This window comes from Fodinibius salipaludis (assembly GCF_002287075.1).
Lineage (GTDB): Bacteria > Bacteroidota > Rhodothermia > Balneolales > Balneolaceae > Fodinibius > Fodinibius salipaludis.
This window is the reverse complement of record NZ_NSKE01000004.1, coordinates 261,088-280,047: the sequence shown is the minus strand read 5'-3', so window position 1 is coordinate 280,047 and position 18,960 is coordinate 261,088. Positions and strand designations below refer to the sequence as shown.

Annotated in this window: 14 protein-coding genes and 1 pseudogene; 2 read left to right on the top strand and 13 right to left on the bottom strand. The window is 42.5% G+C overall.

Features of this window, described 5'->3' with window-relative positions; all coding sequences use genetic code 11:
- The 4 genes and pseudogenes from CK503_RS07150 to CK503_RS07135 form a co-directional block, all read right to left on the bottom strand.
- Complete coding sequence (locus CK503_RS07150; protein WP_095606106.1) at positions 1–1,974, bottom strand: hypothetical protein; 1,974 nt, start codon at positions 1,972–1,974, stop codon at positions 1–3.
- An 11-nt stretch (positions 1,975–1,985) separates the two neighbouring features.
- Positions 1,986–2,219 carry a hypothetical protein gene (locus CK503_RS07145; protein ID WP_095606105.1) on the bottom strand — a complete coding sequence of 78 codons (234 nt, stop codon included), beginning with the start codon at positions 2,217–2,219 and terminating at the stop codon, positions 1,986–1,988.
- Between the two features lie 131 nt (positions 2,220–2,350).
- Positions 2,351–4,111, bottom strand: a complete 1,761-nt coding sequence (locus CK503_RS07140; protein WP_095606104.1) for a DNA cytosine methyltransferase — start codon at positions 4,109–4,111, stop codon at positions 2,351–2,353.
- Positions 4,108–4,527: pseudogene (locus CK503_RS07135) on the bottom strand (very short patch repair endonuclease). Before CK503_RS07135 ends, CK503_RS07140 begins: the two are co-directional and overlap by 4 nt.
- Before the next feature lie 189 nt (positions 4,528–4,716).
- Between CK503_RS07135 and CK503_RS07130 the strand changes: the two are divergent.
- Positions 4,717–5,415 (top strand): HU family DNA-binding protein, encoded by a 699-nt coding sequence (locus CK503_RS07130; protein ID WP_095606103.1) that lies wholly within the window; start codon positions 4,717–4,719, stop codon positions 5,413–5,415.
- A gap of 386 nt (positions 5,416–5,801) precedes the next feature.
- On the opposite strand, the gene CK503_RS07125 is transcribed toward CK503_RS07130, so the two are convergent.
- From CK503_RS07125 to CK503_RS07090, 7 genes are all read right to left on the bottom strand, one after another.
- Positions 5,802–6,548, bottom strand: coding sequence for a Mut7-C RNAse domain-containing protein (locus CK503_RS07125; protein WP_095606102.1), 747 nt, complete (start codon positions 6,546–6,548; stop codon positions 5,802–5,804).
- A 694-nt stretch (positions 6,549–7,242) separates the two neighbouring features.
- Positions 7,243–7,722 (bottom strand): hypothetical protein, encoded by a 480-nt coding sequence (locus CK503_RS07120; protein WP_095606101.1) that lies wholly within the window; start codon positions 7,720–7,722, stop codon positions 7,243–7,245.
- Positions 7,723–7,834: 112 nt separating this feature from the next.
- Positions 7,835–10,348, bottom strand: coding sequence for a glycoside hydrolase family 31 protein (locus tag CK503_RS07115; RefSeq protein ID WP_095606100.1), 2,514 nt, complete (start codon positions 10,346–10,348; stop codon positions 7,835–7,837).
- Positions 10,349–11,545: 1,197 nt separating this feature from the next.
- The gene (locus CK503_RS07110; protein WP_095606099.1) at positions 11,546–13,108 is read right to left on the bottom strand and encodes a glycerol-3-phosphate dehydrogenase/oxidase; all 1,563 of its coding nucleotides are present in this window, start codon (positions 13,106–13,108) and stop codon (positions 11,546–11,548) included.
- A gap of 21 nt (positions 13,109–13,129) precedes the next feature.
- The gene (gene glpK, locus CK503_RS07105; RefSeq protein ID WP_095606098.1) at positions 13,130–14,620 is read right to left on the bottom strand and encodes a glycerol kinase GlpK; all 1,491 of its coding nucleotides are present in this window, start codon (positions 14,618–14,620) and stop codon (positions 13,130–13,132) included.
- Between the two features lie 91 nt (positions 14,621–14,711).
- Positions 14,712–15,221 (bottom strand): class IV adenylate cyclase, encoded by a 510-nt coding sequence (locus CK503_RS07100; RefSeq protein ID WP_095606097.1) that lies wholly within the window; start codon positions 15,219–15,221, stop codon positions 14,712–14,714.
- Positions 15,222–15,633: 412 nt separating this feature from the next.
- A complete protein-coding gene (locus CK503_RS07090) occupies positions 15,634–16,401 on the bottom strand; it encodes a lysophospholipid acyltransferase family protein (RefSeq protein ID WP_095606095.1) in 768 nt (255 codons plus the stop codon).
- A gap of 137 nt (positions 16,402–16,538) precedes the next feature.
- Between CK503_RS07090 and CK503_RS07085 the strand changes: the two genes are divergently transcribed.
- Positions 16,539–18,089, top strand: coding sequence for a Na+/H+ antiporter NhaC family protein (locus tag CK503_RS07085; protein ID WP_095606094.1), 1,551 nt, complete (start codon positions 16,539–16,541; stop codon positions 18,087–18,089).
- A gap of 73 nt (positions 18,090–18,162) precedes the next feature.
- Here CK503_RS07085 and mscL read toward each other — a convergent pair whose 3' ends face one another.
- Positions 18,163–18,624, bottom strand: coding sequence for a large-conductance mechanosensitive channel protein MscL (gene mscL, locus CK503_RS07080; protein WP_095606093.1), 462 nt, complete (start codon positions 18,622–18,624; stop codon positions 18,163–18,165).
- A gap of 121 nt (positions 18,625–18,745) precedes the next feature.
- Entirely contained in the window at positions 18,746–18,919 is a 174-nt protein-coding gene (locus CK503_RS16090) for a hypothetical protein (RefSeq protein ID WP_176466241.1), read from the bottom strand.
- Positions 18,920–18,960 lie beyond the last annotated feature (41 nt).

Below are 18,960 nucleotides of genomic sequence, written 5' to 3'. Positions count from 1 at the left end.
TTAACCTTTTACGATTTTAAAACTGCTTTTATAAGGCTCATTTACATATATAAATAACTGATTTGGAATAGAGACTTTTTCGATAACATAAGATGTAATTTCTCCTTTACTATTTTTGTTTTTTTTGAAATTCAACTTATTTCCGTTTATGTCAGTAACCTTCCCCAGTTCATAATCAACTAATTCGCCACTATCACCTTGTTGGGACAGCATTAAATCGTTTGGTTTCAAATCTTCTTCAGACTCTAGAATTACTTTGTACTTTTTAAATTTTTTTGAATCTATCTGTTCGGATTTATCGGTGATAAAGATGCGGCTGTTTATATTAGTTTTATTAGTCTGTTGTTCTCCATAGGGGCCCCCTCCTTTGCTATTTTTGTTCTTGGTTTTCTTACCTCCTTTTCTTTTACCACCTCCTGAACCTTCATCTACACCTCCACCTTCATCTGTGTTGTCATCGTTTTTGTTATTAATAAATGTATTACCCTTTTTGGATTCAAAACTTACATCCATATCTATATCACGTCCAAGTTTTTGAGTTGTTTCTTCTTCCGATTTTTCACCTGTACGCTTCCCAATTCCGCTATTATTCTCTCCAATCATAGATTTCAGCAAATCATCTAACCAAGGTATATCCTCAGCCGGTTCCTTGTATTTATCTTTAATTTTTTTCAAAGGTTCTCTGACAATACTTTTAATCTTTTTAAGTATTTTTTCACCATCTTTGAAGGTAAAATCTTCTGATCTTTCATCGAGCTTTTCGGGTTCAAATGCATCGTGTGTAGGAGGTTCCATCAATCTTAATACAGAATTACCTTTTTGATTAGAGCAGTAAAAAACACCACAATAACCAATGGAACCAAACCCCCATTCACTGTCTGTATAAATAGTCATACCATTTCTCAAATAGGCAATTCTATTTGTATTTTGATGTTCTAATTCAAGGCAATGAAATTGGACAGTGCCAAGACCATCAACTTCTTTAATTATTGGCTCGGATTTTTTAAAAGCTTTGTAATAATCATAAGGATTTCCATCGGGTTCAATGTCTTCTGGAGCATATTCCTCTGGGGCAAAATATTTTAAAAGGTATTTCTCTAAATTTTCACTGTTAATGAAAAATATCCTTTCTCCTTCGTCATAAATTTCAACTTCAAGTTCTCCTTCCTCTAGCAACATCCAATAATTTCTAAGTATTGCTTTAATAAACGCTTTTTGCCACCCCTTTCTAAGTATTGGGCAGACGGCATATTGAGATAATCCCCAATCATCTCTTTTAAATATATTTTTACAGTTTGAAGGCAATTCTTTTATATCTCTAATAGACTTTTGTTTATTTCCTTTTCCGCAATAAATCCTGTAGCCATATTGCTTACCATTTTTATCTTTAAAAGAAGCAAGTTTTGCTACACCTTGGAATATGAATTCATCATGTGGATTTAGTGATGAGTAGAAGACAGTTCTAGTTTTTGAGAAACCAAAAATAGCATTTTTACCTATTCCATAACTACCACCAGCGGTGTCATCTTTATTGATGGAAGTTCCTTCAGATAATACACATGAACTGAATGAAGACTCTGGATCATTATCATCTCCCGAAAGGCCAGGAGTATGATAATCTTCAAATCCGAATAATGTTATTTTAGATTTATTATCGAGTTCGTTAAATGCATTATTGAAAAAAGTTCTATGTTTTTTGTTAGGCCCAGAATTAGAAACTAAATCTAAAATTTCACGGTATTCTTGGTACGAGGGGAACTGTTCTTTATCAATAGAGAACTTTCTTAGTTTAATTTTTGTAGGCTTATCACCAATCTGGGAATTCCCAGCCAGTTTATTCCGTGCATCAATTGAATTTTGAAACATTTCTCTGACTAAGGAATTAATTACATTGCTATTAAATGTATTTATTGCTGCATTATTAAGTCCTTGCCAGCCTTTATTTTCAGTTTCTGCACCCCACATCAATTTCATATTAAGAACTCCTAAAATTTAAATTTACTATTATCTTTTTTTGATAATTCATCTTGAAATAGAGCCTCCACTTGTCGTGTTCTACTCCTTATTGCGCTAAACATTTTTTTTACATCATCTTCAGAATACTCATAGTTGCTACTATTTGCGCAGTTCCCCAATAACTCGAGTTTATCAAGAATGAATTGAACTCGTTTGCCCGCAACCTTTTCAAATCGTTTTCTTTTTTTGCTTTTTGAAGCCATAGAATACTAATACTCTTTGAAAGTAGAAGACATAATAGTCATATATTAATAATATATCAACTGTATAGAAATATATATGGCTATATAATACATACAGGGATAATATTTTATCTGTATACGTATTGGTGGAGTTATTTAGGGATGTGAGTTTGGTTTGAGATCTTCTTAAATAAAATATTTACAATTCCAGCTATTTTTTTGGCTATTAAGGGAGGGACGGCATTTCCCACTTGAATATACTGTGAGGTTCTGGGACCACAGAAAAAATAGTTATCAGGAAAGGTCTGTAGTCTTGCAGCCTCTCTTACAGTTAAACTGCGGCATTGGTCTGGATCTGGGTGAATATAATAATGGCCATCTTTAGATATATGACTAGTAATTGTTTTAGCTTGGTCATTCCAGAGTTGAACCCGAAATCTGTCAGCAAAAGTAGAATTGGAAACTCCACTACTTGCACTTGCATGATTGGGTAATAGTTCAAGTGGAAAATCTTCAAGCTTAGGAGAGCGCCCTTCAATTTCTCCAAATGAAGAGACAAATAAATAGCGATGTAAGTCGCTACTCATATGACCTCTTGCAGTATGATTACAAATACCTGCAATTCTCTGATCTAAGTACCATTCTCTAAGCTCTTTTACATCAGTACCGATATCACATTTTTCGTGTATATATTCAGCTCCTTTGATTTCAGGTGGATTGGTTTTAATAATCTCCAAAGCTGTATTCATTCGTTCTAAGACTTCTTTATTTGTTATAGAATCCAGAACAAAATAAACTTTTAATTTATACGCTCTTTTAAGCCATGGTCTAATAGCTTTTCTGCTTGGTGAAGGATATTTGTCTCTTCTTAGGAATAGGTCCGGTTTAGAAGATCCCTTCTCTAATTTAATATTCTCTTTTAGTCTTAATATCTCATTGCTCCAGTTTCTAGTGGAATCCTTTTTTTTAGAAAGACTGCTTCGTATTTCTGGAATATCTTGCAGAACATCAGATACTGTAAGTTTTTTTTGCTTATCTAAAATGGTTGGTTTAAGCTCAAAGTCTTTTCTGATTCCTAATAAGATAACCCGATGGCGTGATTGAGGAATACCATATTTTTCAGATTTGATTACAAAGTCAGTGTGTTTGAAGTTAGGTCCATCTGTTTCAAACAGTTCTTCTTGATCTTCTCTTTCTTCTCGTACGAATGAATAAATATGATATCCGGGACAGTCTATGGTATCTACTTCTTCGCCATTTAGTTTGCTATAAGCCGAAGCTGGATCTTTAATATCTCTTAGGATCTGTTCAAACATGGGGCTTTCTTTAACTTCGGCTGAAAGAAGTCCCTTTACATTTTCCATTACAAAAATGGGAGGATTATGCTTTGCCAGTATTCTGTAGTATTCACGATAAAGGTAGACCCGCTCATCATCTTCGCTGATGCCTCCACGTCTTGATCGCCCAACAACTGAATAGGCTTGGCATGGAGGTCCTCCTACAAGTAGCCAGCTTTCCTTCTTATTGCCATTTTTATCCTCTAACGCCTTTTCAATCCAACTATCCAGCTTTTTTTCATCAACTTTCCCAAGTTGAGCTTGTTTTGCAATTTGATCTGCTTTATCAAATTTGGCAATCCCTTCTTTGTTTTTATTTTTTTCTAGCATCTCACGTAGCTTGTATACATCGACGTAACCAGACAAACGGATAAATTCATAGTATTCTTCGGGAACGTTTTCGTGTTTAAACTGCCTAAAAAAAGTTCGAAGTAATAAGGTCTGACAGGCCTTTTCATCCATCTCAATGGAAAGGGTTATATCAAAAACAGGGTCGCCATTCTCATCCATCAATGAACTAAATCCTTCTCCAAGTCCGCCCGGTCCCGCGAAAACGTCAATTACTGGAATACTCATTTATTATTTTCTAAATCTTCTACTAAGTTTTTTAAAGTTTCTTTTTTGTTCGACTTTAATTCACATTCCCAAACGATAATAACATTCCAGCCCTCTTTTTTAAGTTTTTAAATATTTCTTTCATCGCGTTCTTTATTCCCATAGAGTTTTTCCTTCCACCACTCGGTTCTTGTTTTCGGAATGTTAAAAAATTCGCAATTCTCATGCGCATGCCAGAAACAGCCATGGACGAATATAACAGAATTATACTTTGGTAACACTAAATCTGGTTTGCCCGGTAAATCTTTGACATGAAGTCGATAACGAAATCCATTCGAATGTAAAAATTTACGAACCATCATCTCAGGCTTGGTATCTTTGCCTGTGATCTGGCTCATATTGTAACTTCGAACTTCCGGTTCGTGTACGTCTGCCATAGGCAAAATGTCCTTTTGAGATTCCTCCGAAAAGTAAGAAAAAGTTGACGGCTTTTTATTGAAAAAGCTATATCTAAAATTTTCTTTGTAAGGATTTGCCCCACAGCAGATCTTACTATAGAACGCGGAGTTAAAAAAAACTCCATCGAGAAGAGAAAAACAGAAAACACAAAATAAAACTACTCCATTATGAGCATTAAATATTCATTAATCCCGAACAATCTTACCTCCGATCCCGAAGATCACATGGCCGTGGTGCAAGATCAGACCTCGCGCACTATCGACGATATCATCGATGAGATCGCCGACCGCGGGTCCACCGTTACCAAAGCAGACATTCTTTCGGTAGTGGAGGAATACCAGGCGGTTATTGCCAAGTTCCTGGAGGACGGCGACAGCATCAATACCCCGCTGTTTCGCACCAGCGCATCCATATCGGGGGTCTTCGAAGACCAGACCGACAGCTTTGACCGCTCCCGTCACTACGTACGGCTGAATGTGAATCCGGGTCCGCGTATCGGAGAGATTTCTGAGGACCTTCCCGTCGAAAAGGTAGCGGCCACACGTGTAGAGCCGGTGCTGGAGCTGTTCAAGGATTTTGCCAGTGATACCCAGAACGATACCGTAACGCCGGGCGGGGCCGCCGAACTTCGGGGCAGTCACTTGAAGGTGGATCCGTCGGATGCCAATCAGGGCGTATTCTTTATTGCTTCGGATGGGACGGAGATCAAGGCCGATACCATCATGCGTAATAAGCCGGCCAACCTCATATTTATGGTGCCCGATACGCTCACCAGCGGAGAGTATGAGGTGGAGGTGCGGGCAATTCCCCGTGGAAATACAGAAGTAAAAACGGGTCAATTAGATTCGGTAGTGGTGGTACCGTAATGGGATAATCCATTTAAAGACATAGTGTAAGCCTCTTGCTCTGACCGGCGGGAGGCTTTTTTTATGTGCACTGATACTGCATCGTACTATGCAGACCAACTACACAGTACGGTGTAAGGGATCCGCACAGTATTATACACATTGTTTACACAGTACTATGTAAACGCATTACATAGTATTGTGCATATCATCAGTAAGTGAGAAAAGTGGTTTATATTGCATTTTCCTTTGTTCTGAGCCTCTACCACTACGCTAAAATAGCTTCGTTGGATAGGTTTGTTTTCTCTCTCAGAGCAGGGGGAAGAACTCGTTGGTGATTACTACAAATTATTAAAGGGTCCCTCTCCCTAATTATAGGGAGAGGACAGGTGAGGGGCAGTAAAGCACTAACCCCCAATTCCCAAGATCTCCTTCACCCGTTCATCCAGTCGCTGGCGATGGGAACCTGCCCAGTAAATTTGTCCGCAGTCGGGACATTGGGAGAAGTCATCAAAATGCTTTCTTGTAAGGGGTTCAAGCTGATCGATCACTTCTTCTTTAGATACGGATTGCAGCACGCCGTTGCAATTGGGGCATCGCGAAAAGGGATTGGTTTCATCAAAAAGATTAAAGCGCCGGAATATCTCCAGTAGTTGCTTAACGGGCTCATCCGACCGCGGCAGGTAGCCATATTCTATCACTTTATGCATCAGCAGCTTTCGGTCGCGGGATAGCAGTACACGTTGTTCTCCCAGCATTTGGTTTATGATTTCCTTGTCTGATTGTCCTTGAATATAAGCGGTATCAAATCCGGCTATTCTGAGATAGCGGGCCAGTTTCCCTAAGTTGGCATCTGCCAGGAAGCGGTTGTGGGGTGGGGTTCGTTTTTGGAGTCGCTTACTTTCGGGAATATCAATTTGGCTAAAAAAGGGGTATACGCTGACTTGTTGATCCTCTTGAATGAGATAGGAGAAGTTGACCGGATGATTGTCTGCCAAAATCAGATCTACTTCGGTGTGGGGAACGCCGCATCCTTCGATCAGGTCTTTGACGGAGGTGGGGACGGTCAGCCGGCGCTCTACGGTTGGACCGGTAAAACTTCCGAAAAGGAGATTGTTTAAATCGCCGTAAAATCGAAGGGTGACCCGTAGCATACAGCTAATATTCAGTTTCGATTGTTTGATAAGATAGGGATATGGGGAATTGAAGTTAAACTTATCAGCTGCCTATTGTTACATCTGTAAAATAAATTGAGTATTGAAATTCGAAAAATGGACACTGAATATTCTCCCTTTGAAGGGAGGGCCGTCCCGAACATTCGGGAGGAGGGATGTTTGATAACAATTGTTTATTAATTGATTGTTGATTAATTGGATACAAAGTTGTTAAGTAATGCTATTTATTTTTGTCATTGAAGTGTTATGTAGTGTTCCTTTTGTCTTGATACAAAAGGAACGAAAAGATCAAGGCTTAGAATTCTGAATTCGCTTTGGCCGTCGGGTGGGATAATTCTAATGGTCCTTTACGCGAGGAGGATATTTTATGGAATGTTACCGGTATAGAATTATCCGGTTCACCCTTTGGCCTCTGCACAGAATTCTTATGTCGGTTTAAATCGTTTTATGCTTTTGTGGTTGACTTTGCCGCGATTCACCCCAGACCCCCTGAGTGGTAAAACCGTGAAGTTGGCACATGGGAAATCCCCTCTTGAGAGGGGTGGTCCAGCATAAATTTATGCTGGAGCGGGGTGTGTCTTCTAATAACACTTTCTTACCCACCCCATCGATTCGAAAATACACCGAATCGATAACTGCACCCCTCCCACGGAGGGGAAGTACTCATTAAGTTTTACTGCTGACGATTATCGCCCATAGTTTCGCTTGGCGTTTGCTGTTTCGAAGTTGCCAGGTACGAAGTGGAATTGCTAATCATATCGTCAAAGGTGCGCATCAGTTTGATGGCCTTTTCCTCACTTCCTTCCTGCTCAACCATCTGTTCCCACCATTTGATATCCTCGGGAGACATTTCCCAGTTCATATCTTCAATACTGTCCATCGTCCATACCATCATCAGGTCCCACTCTCCGGATCTTAAACGCATAATTTGCGGTGCAGGCATATCAGACTCCATCTCCATTCCGGCTTTCATAAAGTGGTTGTCGATAATCTTCATAGCGGAATCTGCCATACCAGCCTCAAATTTTACCATTACCAGTTCATGCCAGGTGTGTCCCTCCATCTTTTTGGCTTCCATCTCTTGTGCAAAAGCGTCGCCCGTGTATGACAGCAAAACGCATACGCAAATGAGTGCTGCATATAGTGATCTCATAACTACCTCTCTATTTTTTTTGATATAACTATTTTTTAAAACAAACAGTTATATATAAACAGGTATTGAGATCAAAGATATAGGGAAAACCCTACCTGAACTATCGGGGAGATCAAGAGATTGTTATTTCGGAGAAACCGATCTCTGTTTCGAAAGTATAAGTGGATTGCTCTGCAGCCGGTTGATCCATTTTAACAGGTTGCCCATCTATGGTAATGGTTTCGGGCACAAACGGCAGACCAATGAGATTTATTTTTACGGTTTGGTATTCGGGTACAAAAGATCCGTTCCGGTTAGCGGTTAACTGCACCGTGTTTTCCTGGGGATTCGATTCAAAGTGGAATGTGGTCAGACGGTAGTTGCCCTCGTTGTGAGTAAACCCTTCTCCTTGATCTTCATACAGATAGCTTTCGCTTACTTGCGTTCCGTAGTACACGTTAAGCTCCAATAGCTCGGGGTCGCGTTCGCGGGTGTACTGCATCACTTCGCGCAGGGGCAAGACCGTACCGGCTTTGACAAAAAACGGTATCTCCGAAACGGGCGCATCCACCTTGTGGGTTTTTCCTCCTTTGAGGAGTTCATTAGTGCGATAGTCGTACCATTGGCCCGAAGGGAGGTAGGTTTTTCTGCCGCGGGCACCTTTTTTGATAACAGGTGCCACTAAAATTTTATCTCCAAACAAAAAGGTATCGCGGGAAGTGGTAGCGTTGGAATCGGTAGGATGGGCAAAAGCTGTGGGACGCAAGATGGGCGTACCGTGCTGTATGTATTGGTAAAATGCGGTGTAGAGGTAGTGCAGCAGGCGGTAGCGCAGTTCGATGACCGAGCGGTTGATGCGGGTGTGTTTTTCGCCGAAGGACCAGGGTTCCTGGTCGGCATCGGACTGTAACTTTTTTTGTTCTACCTGATCTTCTTTGATGACCTCAGCGCCTTCTGCATCGTAGCCCATGGTGTGATTGCGGAACAGGGGATGGAAGACGCCCAGCTGTAGCCAGCGGGTGAAGAGTTCGGCACTGGGTTGTTCGATAAAGCCGCCGATGTCGGTGCCTGTGAAGGAGTAGCCGGAGATGCTGAGCCGCACGCATTGCTCAAGGGCGTGACGCAGGTGCTCCCAGTTGGCGATGTTGTCGCCGGTCCACAGAGCGGCGTAACGTTGTCCACCGGAAAAATTGGCGCGCGTTAGCAGAAAGGGACGCTTGCCTTGCTTATGCTTTTTGATGCCTTCGTAGGAGGCACGAGCCATCTGCATGCCGTAGATATTGTGGGCTTTTTTGTGACTGACTTGTTCGCCTTCAAAATGGTGGCGAATATCATTGGGAAAGGTTTTGGCTTTGACCTCGAAGACGGCTGGCTCATTCATGTCGTTCCATACACCGCTGACGCCTTTCTCGGTTAGCAGATCTTTGTAGAGATCGGCCCACCACTCGCGGACTTCGGGATGGGTGTAGTCGGGGAATACGGTTTTGGGCGGCCAGACGGGACCGATCATCAGCTCACCGTCGGGACGCTTACAGAAGTAGTCGTTTTCTAATCCCTGCTGATATATTTCATAATCGTTATCTACCTTGATGCCGGGATCGATCATGACGATGGTTTCGAAGCCCTGCTCTTTAAGGTCACTGATCATCTGTTTGGGATCGGGAAAGCGGTCGCGGTTCCAGGTAAAGACCCGGTAATCATCCATATAATCGATATCGAGGTAGAGGGCATCGCAGGGAATCTCCTTTTCGCGGAAATTATCGGCCAATTTGCGTACGCGTTCTTCTGGATAGTAGCTCCAGCGGCACTGGTGGTAACCGAGTCCCCACAGCGGTGGCATCTGGGGCGTTCCAGTAAGTTTGGCATAGCGCTCGGATACAGTGGTTGGCTCTGGACCATAAATAAAATAGTAATTCATGCATCCGCCGTCGGCCGAAAAGGTACAGGTGTTATTGTCGTTGGAATCAAAGTCAAAATGGGAGCGGTAGGTGTTATCGAGGAAGATGCCGTAGGCGTTGCCATCGCTGTTAAGTGCATGGTAAAAGGGGATGCTTCGGTAGAGCGGGTCTCGATGCTCTTCAAGCTCGTAGGCGTAGGAGTCGGTATTCCAGTTCTCGAAAGATTCGCCACGCAGTCCGTTCTCGGTAATTTTATCACCCAGCCCAAAGTAGTGTGTACCTTCGGGAGCTTCTTTGGTGATTTTGATCTTGGTGATACCCTTCATGATGGTGTCTTTACGGAAGAAGGGTTTCTTGTCCTTACACAGCAAAGCACCGTCGCTATCCCAAAAACTTACTTTCATATCCTTTCGGGATACCCGGCAGGTTAGGGAATCAGTAGCTATCTCTATGTGATTAGTCGTTTCGCGTATCGCGAAGTCAGGGTTTTTGGGGTTAAACTCAGGATCAATGGCGTAGGAGAAATTGGAAGGTTTATCACCCTCAAATACGTATTTCAGCTGGATGATTTCATCAGTATGTACGGCAACCTGCAGCTCAATATTATTTTCCGATCGTATATTGATCTGCTGGCCATCGATGGTATAATCAGCAATGGCATCAGGTTTGTGATGATAGGTGACGTCTTTTTTACGTTGATTGTCTTCTTCGGATTGTTTTTGCTTTGCTTCGGGATCGATCTTGGCCATAAGTCTATAATGAAACTGAAATTCCTAAAGGACTATCGAAAATATAAAAACGTGGCCTTAATACAACGAGATAAATTGTGATACCATCGGATGGCTGGATTGGGCATCCGATGGTTCTAATAGATATCAGAGTTTAAGGAGATGTACTCCCGAAAAATTCCCTTATTGATACAGATAGGTTGTTGCTCAGGAGTACAACTCCATCGCAACTGATAAGATTTAAAGGCAAGAAAAGATCCCCTAACGTAATGTTACAGTTACCTTGCTGTAATTGTTTAGTTTGTTTTTAATGTCTCATCTCGTACCGTAGCTCTGCTACGGTACATATGAACTACTTTATTTTATATGTGGGGCCTGCTGATACTTTTTTAGTGAGTGAGCAAAAAAGTAACCAAAAAACTCACCGGCTTAGAATTGTGAAACCACTCTATCTTGTAGAATAAGTGGATTTTAATGATCCTTCAAGAGGAATGCCTGTTTTTGACTAGAAATCGGTATAAAATCCACAAGCGTATTCTTTGGCTATCGTTCACAATTCCTATGCCGGAGAGATTAAAAATCGGGGTCTGGGAAATCGGCTAATACTATGTATAGAAAGAGGGTCTTAATGTACCAATAGTTAATGTGATTAGAACGCTGTTATTCATTAAGGGAATGAGGTTTTATATCATGATCATTCATAAATGAGGGATTAGGAAGGAAGAATGAGAAATTTCTGTTTGACGAGGTGCTGGCTTTATGTTATATCAGCGTTTGTAAATGAAGTCAGAACCGAGGAGTTAAATTTCTCTTGAGTTTTTACGAGCCTTTTGGGTCAAGCCAAAAGGCGAAAAAGGAAGTAGTATATACGACTCTATTCGTATCGGAAACCTTTTTGGCAGTGTTCCTTTTGTCTTGATACAAAAGGAACTAAAAGATCAAGGCTGAGAATTTTGTAATCAGCTTCGGCCTTCAGCAGGCGTGTTTTGTGATGGTCCGTTGACTGTTGTGATATTTATAGAGATAAAACACCGGTACAAAAAACACGATTACCTGCTTTGGCCTGCGCCACAAAATTCTTAGGCCGAGTTAAAAACCGTCAAAAGATATATAAATATTCTTTTAGAAGCATATTGAGTGGTAAAAGATGGGATATGAATATTCTGATTTTAAATCGACTTGAAACACTCCCTTGAGGGGAGGGGCTCATTATTATAGTTATGAAGTCAACAAATAGCCCTTAGCTAACTCAGTATATTCCTCGACTTGCTGCTGCTTCCATTCGTCATCTCGATCTAATTCTTCAGCTAACAGATCAGCTACCGGTTTAGCCATTTCGATACTGGCGCGGGCATCAAGCAATAAAGCACGAGTCCGGCGCGAAAGCACGTCCTCGACCGTGCGAGCCATCTCATTGCGAGCGGCCCAAACAACTTCAGCAGGTGTGTAGGGTAAATTGGGATGAATAGGTTCGCCCCATCCATCGTTTTCTTGGGCAATTTTTTTAAGGGCAAGAGCGTCAGATCCGTACAACTCATAGGGATCGGCGGCGTCGGTATTTTTGAGCCAGCCGTGCAGGCGCAGGTTTTCGGTCACGGATTCGCGCTCATCAAGTCCGGCCACAACCGAAGCTTCATTAATAGTATCCTCGGCCATCTTTCGGTAGGTCGTCCACTTACCGCCAGTGATGGTAACCAGTCCGGATGGATCAATAAGTAGCGTATGATCACGTGAAATGGAAGCGGTATCGTCATCACCCTCGGGAGATACCAGCGGACGAATACCGACAAAAACGCTGAGTACATCTTCGGGTTCGGGATCTTTTGTAAGATATCGGGCCGCGTGAGTAAGCAGAAATTCAATTTCCTCTTCTTGGGCTCGCGGTTCAAGCGATGGTTCTTCCAGCGGAGTATCGGTCGTGCCGACAATAATACGATCGTGCCACGGTACGGCAAAGAGAACGCGTCCGTCATCGGTTTTAGGTACCATGATTGCACTTTCTCCGGGTTGAAAGGATTTATCCAAAACTAAATGTACGCCCTGGCTCGGTTTCATGAGCCGTTTGGCTTTAGGATTATCCATCCTGCGGATCTCATCCGTAAACATACCGGTGGCGTTGATGATAACACGCCCCTGAATTTCCATATCATAATTGCCTTCTTGATCTTCGACTTTAACCCCGGAAACCAGTCCATTGGTTTTAAGCAGGTCGGTCACTTTTATATAGTTAAGAGCCACACCATCGTGATCAAAAATGGTCTGCATCAAGTTGATGGCCAGACGAGAATCATCGAATTGAGCATCATAATAAATTACGCCCCCGTTAAGATCATCGGATTCAAGTGTGGGGATATGCTTCAAGGTTTCTTCTTTGGATAGATTTTTAGAAGGTCCCAATCCTAAGTCACCGGCTAACTTATCATAAATCTTCAGTCCGATACCGTAAAAAGGGCCTTCCCACCAGTCGTAATTGGGGACAATAAAAGACTGATTTTTCACCAGGTGTGGTGCATTCTGGCGAAGGAGTCCACGTTCGCGAAGAGCTTCCAACACCAGCGCTACATTACCCTGTTGCAGATAGCGTACGCCTCCGTGGACCAGCTTGGTGCTCCGACTTGAAGTGCCTTTGGCAAAATCGTGCTGCTCCAGAAGTAGGGTTTTGTATCCCCGGGAAGCGGCCTCAACCGCGGTACCCAAGCCTGTGGCCCCACCGCCAATGATAATGAAATCCCATATCTCGGTATCGTCTTGTACTTGTTGAAGGAGTTTATTGCGATCCATAATAAAAATGCTTGGTGTATATTATTCTTGTTTCCATCCTTTAGCGCGTTCGACGGCCCGGTGCCAACCCGCATAATGCTCCTGAATATTTTGGTCATTCATATTAGGAGAAAAAATGATGTTGGCCTTCCACTGGTTGGCAATGCTGGATATATCATCCCAAAAGCCCACGCCAAGTCCGGCCAAATAAGCAACGCCCAATGCGGTCGTTTCGGTTATTTTTGGTCTGATGACTGACACGCCCAGAATGTCAGCCTGAAATTGCATGAGTAGCCTATTTACAGAGGCGCCACCATCGACACGAAGTTCTTTGAGATCGATGCCTGAATCAGCGACCATTGCCTTGAGCAGGTCGGCAGATTGAAACGCAATAGCTTCTAATGCCGCTCGGGCAATATGGGAGGCGTCGGTACCGCGTGTAATACCGGTGATGGTTCCCCGAGCATGCGGATCCCAGTGTGGGGCCCCCAAACCCGAAAAAGCGGGGACCAGGTAAATGCCGTCTGAGTTATCAGCTCGAGAAGCCAGTTGTTCAATTTCTGATGAATCATTGATAATGCCGAGTCCATCACGAAGCCATTGAACAACGGCCCCGCCTATGAAAACGCTCCCTTCGAGCGCGTATTCGGTAGTTCCGTTGATTTGCCAGGCAATAGTCGTAAGCAATTTGTTTTGGGATTTGATGGGTTGCTTTCCGGTATTCATCAGCATAAAGCAACCGGTGCCGTAGGTATTCTTGGCCATTCCCTTTTGGTTACACATTTGTCCGAACAGGGCTGCTTGCTGATCACCCGCTATACCTGCGATAGGAATTTCAACCGCAAAAATATTGCCGGTCGTATGACCGTATATTTCACTGCATGATTTTACCTCCGGGAGCATCGATTGAGGGATATCCAGTATCTGTAAAAGCTCCTCATCCCACTTGAGGTCGTGGATATTATAGAGCAACGTTCGGCTGGCATTGGTGATATCGGTGATGTGCTTTTGGCCGGCGGTCATCTTCCAGATTAGCCAGGAATCTACTGTGCCGAATAGTAAGTCGCCACGCTTTGCCTTTTTACGGGCGTCATCTACGTTATTCAAGATCCATTTAATTTTTGTACCCGAAAAATAGGGGTCGAGTACCAGTCCCGTCTTTGATCGAAAGGTTTCTTCAAGATTTTCATCTTTAAGTTGATCGATGATCGGGGCCGTCCTCCGATCTTGCCAGACGATTGCATTGTAGATGGGTTTACCGGTTTTACGATCCCAAACGATGGTTGTCTCGCGCTGATTGGTAATACCAATGGCGGCTATGTCTTTGGGACGAATATCAGCTTTGGTAACGGCTTCAGCAGCAACGCCGGTTTGTGATGACCAAATTTCATTAGGATCGTGTTCAACCCAGCCCGGCTGTGGAAATATTTGTTCAAATTCTTTTTGTGCCATGGCCTTTAAGGCGCCGTGACGGTCGAACAGAATGGCCCGAGAACTGGTAGTGCCTTGATCTAATGATAAAATATATTTCATAACAGTGGTTATTTACGGACCAATTGTTAATGCAAGTAACCAACTGAGGGGTAGAAAAGAAAATGTTATCGATGAAGAAGTGAGATTATTTTTACAGGATCATATCTGAATAGGAATGGGAGATAAGTTGATCATCCGAAATGTCAAATAGGGTAAGGTATTTTTGGCACTGTTGGCGGAGCTTCTCTTCTCCAATTGTACCATCTTCATCGATAGCTTCAATCTCTACGAAACTGCCAAGCTCTTTCACCTGATCGATATGGAATTTTACATTGTCGATGAAATAGATTTCGCGCTCTTTATCTACTACGACTTTGACTCCCATAGCATTATCCAAGAGCGCGTGCAATTTTTCGGGATGTTTGGCAGGTACTAAGTTTATGGTTGAGGCTTTGGGACCGGATTGGTTGTCCCGTTTATAAAAGATGAGATTATTCTCGATGGTACCTTGGCGCAATTTTAGCCTCCCCTCGGGCACGTCAAAATAGGTATCAACTTGGTGATCGGTGCCTTTGAAATCGGCATTGTACTCATTAAGTATTGTACGGATACGATCGGGCTGATCACAGTGGGCTTTTATTTCGATGTTAAGGATACTCATTAAGATTTATTATCTACGTTAAGATTTCTAAAAGTCCCTTTTGGAGAAATGGGATTTAGGGAGATTGATTGCACGTAATTTCATGAAATATCTTGGATACTATTGAGGTGTACCTTTTGTCTTGATACAAAAGGTACTAAAAAATCAAGGCGATGAATTGTGAGATCAATTCCGTCAGCAGGATACATGGATTTTGATGGTCTTTTGTATTGAAGGTTCAGCAATATATTGGCCACCAGTACAAAATCCACAAACGTATCCTTTGACGTCATTACACAATTCAAGGCCCTTTGTTAAAACCGTGAATTTGATACCTGATTTTGACTCATTAACTGTGAGTTTTTCTTAGTCTATGTCTCATCTCGTTCCAATTTTAACGTTTTGAGAGAATTCTACTACCGAAATTTAAGTTTCACGAAATTGGTCTTACATCATCCTCCTCAACCCCGGCCCAATTTAAATACCGATTCCGTACTTCTTTGATATGGTCTGGTAAGTTATCTACCGTCCAGTCAGAAATATCAATAGCTTCGTGGATATGGGCAGTAACTTCACCTGATTTGGTGATCATAGTTCCACCTTTGCTGAGGTCACGATTTCCTTCAAAATAGATAGGTACGATGGGGTAGTCCAAATCCATCGCCATCCGAAAGGGACCTTTTTTAAACGGACCGATGATGCCCGGATGTTTGCGTGATCCCTCGGGAGCCATCATTACCGAAAGCTCATCGCGTTTAATTCGTCGGTGTGTTTTCTTAAGCGTTTGGATTGCTTTTTCGGTTTTTCCACGCTTGATAAAAATTTGTCCGGTAAGTCGCCCTAAAATCAGAAAGATGGGATTGTACTGAAATTCCCATTTGGCAACAAAACGGACTTTGGGTAATCCCAGCGCCAAAAGGGTAAGTACATCCAAAGTAGAACTGTGGTTGATAATAAAAACAGCAGGACTCGCAAGTTCATCGGTATGCATCTTAACGTTGAAGGAGATACCGCTGACCCACATTACGGGATGTACCATAATGGGGGCAATCTTTTCAACAACAAAGTTTGAGGCTTTGCCAAAAGAGATAAATAAAAGAAATAGAATAATTGGGGTAAAAAGCAGAAAGATCAGAAAAAATGTAGCAATGGCCAGGATGCTGCGGAGATATTCTATAAAGCCGAAATCGGAGTAGCTCATAAGTCCCAAATCTTTTCGCCTAATATATTGAGGCCTAATATAGTAAAATGATGATTTATTACGAGAATAAGTCATTTGATTTGATGACGGCTTTTATACAGATTGCGGTGACCTTTTGAATATCAATCACACAGAGGATGACAGATACAAACAGTTCAATGCTTGCACAGCTATCCAAGGGCAATCGGATTAACATTGTTATCGCTGTTATTATAATCGCATTGGGGGTTATTTTTGCCGGAGAGCTTCCGCAATATGATGACCATTATGGGATTTGGTCGGTATTACCACCGCTTATAGCAATTGTCTTGGCCTTTTGGACCCAAGAGGTGGTGAGCTCATTGTTTGTTGGTATTGTGTTAGGAGGTTTTATCTCCGGAAATATTAATATTGTAGATGCCTACCTGATACCGTCGATTGGAACCGAAGACTTTGCGCTCATTTTGTTGGTCTATCTTTGGTCGCTCGGTGGCTTGATTGGTATTTGGACGCGCACCGGCGGCGCAGAACGATTTGCAGAATGGGCGGCGAACAAGGTTGTGCACGGACCAAGATCCGCCAAGTTTTTTACCTGGATGATGGGGTTGGTTTTTCATCAGGGCGGAACCATAAGTACCGTATTGACCGGAGCAACTGTTCGACCCATTTCGGATGAGCAGGGGGTTTCGCACGAGGAAAGTTCTTATATGGTAGATTCGACGGCATCGCCGGCCGCTACGGTAATACCCTTTAATGTTTGGCCGCTCTATATCGGAGGGTTGGTAGTGGGAACGATACCACTTTTCGAAACTACACAAGATGCTGTGGCATTCTTTTTTCAGGCTATTCCATTCAATTTTTATGGTATTTTGGCTCTGTTGATGACCCTGCTTTTTGCCTGGGAGCTGCTTCCATGGATTCCGAGCAAAAAAATGCGTGAAGCCATTAAGCGATCTCGTGAAACCGGAAAACTGGATCGGGATGGTTCTGAGCCGATGTCTTCGAAAGAACTGACAGAGATGGATATTCCGGAAAATTATAATTCTGGGTTGATAGATTTCTTTGGTCCCATCGGTACGCTGCTTGGGGTAGCAATTATTCCCTATATCACAACTTTCTATATCATGGGTAATAAGGAAGATCCTATGTTATTGATTGCCGAAGCATTTGTCTTGGCTGTGTTAGCTGGGATGTTTATTGCCTTGGCGAAAGGCATGGAGTTAAAAACTGTGATGGATGGTTTTATTGATGGTTGTAAAGGGGTAACTATTGGTGCCATTGTCCTGGCCTTAGCAGTGACGCTGAAAGAGGTTGCCGAATCAGTAGGTACTGCTGAGTACGTTGTGGCGTTAGTGGGTGATTCCATTGCTCCCACGTTTTTGCCTGCCATCTTAATGGGATTATGTATGTTAATTGCTTTTGCGGCAGGGACTTCTTTTGGAACCTACGCCGTAGTCTTTCCCGTGGCGATGCCGCTGGCCTGGGCTATATTGCCTGATCCATTCTTTATAACACTTTGCTTTGGAGCGGTCGTGGGTGGCAGTGTGTTTGGGGATCAGTGTTCACCTATTTCTGATACAACCATCCTTTCGTCATTGGCAACCGGCAGTGATTTGATGGATCACGTAAAAACACAGATCCCATTGGCTCTTACGGCTGCGGGAATAGGCGCTGTATTATATACGCTAATCGTTGCCGTGTTTGTGTAAAAGAATTCTACTTAATTTGGATACTGCATAACCAGATAGATCTTTCAATTCCGAAGGTTTTAAAAATGAAATTTTAAATACTATCCTCCAATTCCGAGGTACAATGTGGGCAACGCGTGGCTTTTACAGAAATATCAGAAAAGCAGTAGTCACACTTTTTAATAGATGGGGCCACTGGTTCGGGAGTTTCCTCCGGCCGCTTTAGCTTGTTGATGTAACGTATTAACATAAATACGGCAAAGGATACAATGAGAAAGCTGATGGCAGTGTTTATAAATAGACCGTAATTGAGGGTTACAGCACCTACTTTCTGGGCGGCAGATACGGTAGTATATGGAGGCGGAATACTCCCTTCCTTGAGAACAATAAAAAATTCCGAAAAATCGACTCCTCCCATCAGCAGACCCAGCGCAGGCATTAACACATCTTTAACAAGAGACTGAACTACGCTGGTAAAAGCTGCCCCGATGATGATACCCACAGCCATGTCTACCACATTTCCTTTGACGGCAAACTCTTTAAACGCTTTTAGCATATTTTTTTAAATATTTAAAAATAGATAAGCCCCTCATAGCATTAACTTTACAAAAAGATGGGATAAAAACCTATAGGAGGGGGGCTAAGGTCTTTCTTAGATTGTGAAATTAGTAGTAGATTTACGATTGTGGAATTATAGCAGAAATGTCTTCGAAGTTGAGATATACCTGTTCCATCTCTTTGCCCTCATCGTCTTTCACCTCAACTTTATCCAAGACATCGTTTAACTCAATGCTGCCGACTGTAATTTCTTCAGTTACTCCGCTCTCAAAGATAATTTTATAATCAGTCATTATATTAGGTGCTTTTTACTTAAAAGTACCATGATACTTGC

Excerpts from the sequence above, each read along its gene's own strand:
- CK503_RS07150 (WP_095606106.1), bottom strand. The coding sequence starts at position 1,974 with ATGAAATTGATGTGGGGTGCAGAAACTGAAAATAAAGGCTGGCAAGGA.
- CK503_RS07145 (WP_095606105.1), bottom strand. The coding sequence starts at position 2,219 with ATGGCTTCAAAAAGCAAAAAAAGAAAACGATTTGAAAAGGTTGCGGGC.
- CK503_RS07140 (WP_095606104.1), bottom strand. The coding sequence starts at position 4,111 with ATGAGTATTCCAGTAATTGACGTTTTCGCGGGACCGGGCGGACTTGGA.
- CK503_RS07130 (WP_095606103.1), top strand. The coding sequence starts at position 4,717 with ATGAGCATTAAATATTCATTAATCCCGAACAATCTTACCTCCGATCCC.
- CK503_RS07125 (WP_095606102.1), bottom strand. The coding sequence starts at position 6,548 with ATGCTACGGGTCACCCTTCGATTTTACGGCGATTTAAACAATCTCCTT.
- CK503_RS07120 (WP_095606101.1), bottom strand. The coding sequence starts at position 7,722 with ATGAGATCACTATATGCAGCACTCATTTGCGTATGCGTTTTGCTGTCA.
- CK503_RS07115 (WP_095606100.1), bottom strand. The coding sequence starts at position 10,348 with ATGGCCAAGATCGATCCCGAAGCAAAGCAAAAACAATCCGAAGAAGAC.
- CK503_RS07110 (WP_095606099.1), bottom strand. The coding sequence starts at position 13,108 with ATGGATCGCAATAAACTCCTTCAACAAGTACAAGACGATACCGAGATA.
- glpK (WP_095606098.1), bottom strand. The coding sequence starts at position 14,620 with ATGAAATATATTTTATCATTAGATCAAGGCACTACCAGTTCTCGGGCC.
- CK503_RS07100 (WP_095606097.1), bottom strand. The coding sequence starts at position 15,221 with ATGAGTATCCTTAACATCGAAATAAAAGCCCACTGTGATCAGCCCGAT.
- CK503_RS07090 (WP_095606095.1), bottom strand. The coding sequence starts at position 16,401 with ATGAGCTACTCCGATTTCGGCTTTATAGAATATCTCCGCAGCATCCTG.
- CK503_RS07085 (WP_095606094.1), top strand. The coding sequence starts at position 16,539 with ATGACAGATACAAACAGTTCAATGCTTGCACAGCTATCCAAGGGCAAT.
- mscL (WP_095606093.1), bottom strand. The coding sequence starts at position 18,624 with ATGCTAAAAGCGTTTAAAGAGTTTGCCGTCAAAGGAAATGTGGTAGAC.
- CK503_RS16090 (WP_176466241.1), bottom strand. The coding sequence starts at position 18,919 with ATGACTGATTATAAAATTATCTTTGAGAGCGGAGTAACTGAAGAAATT.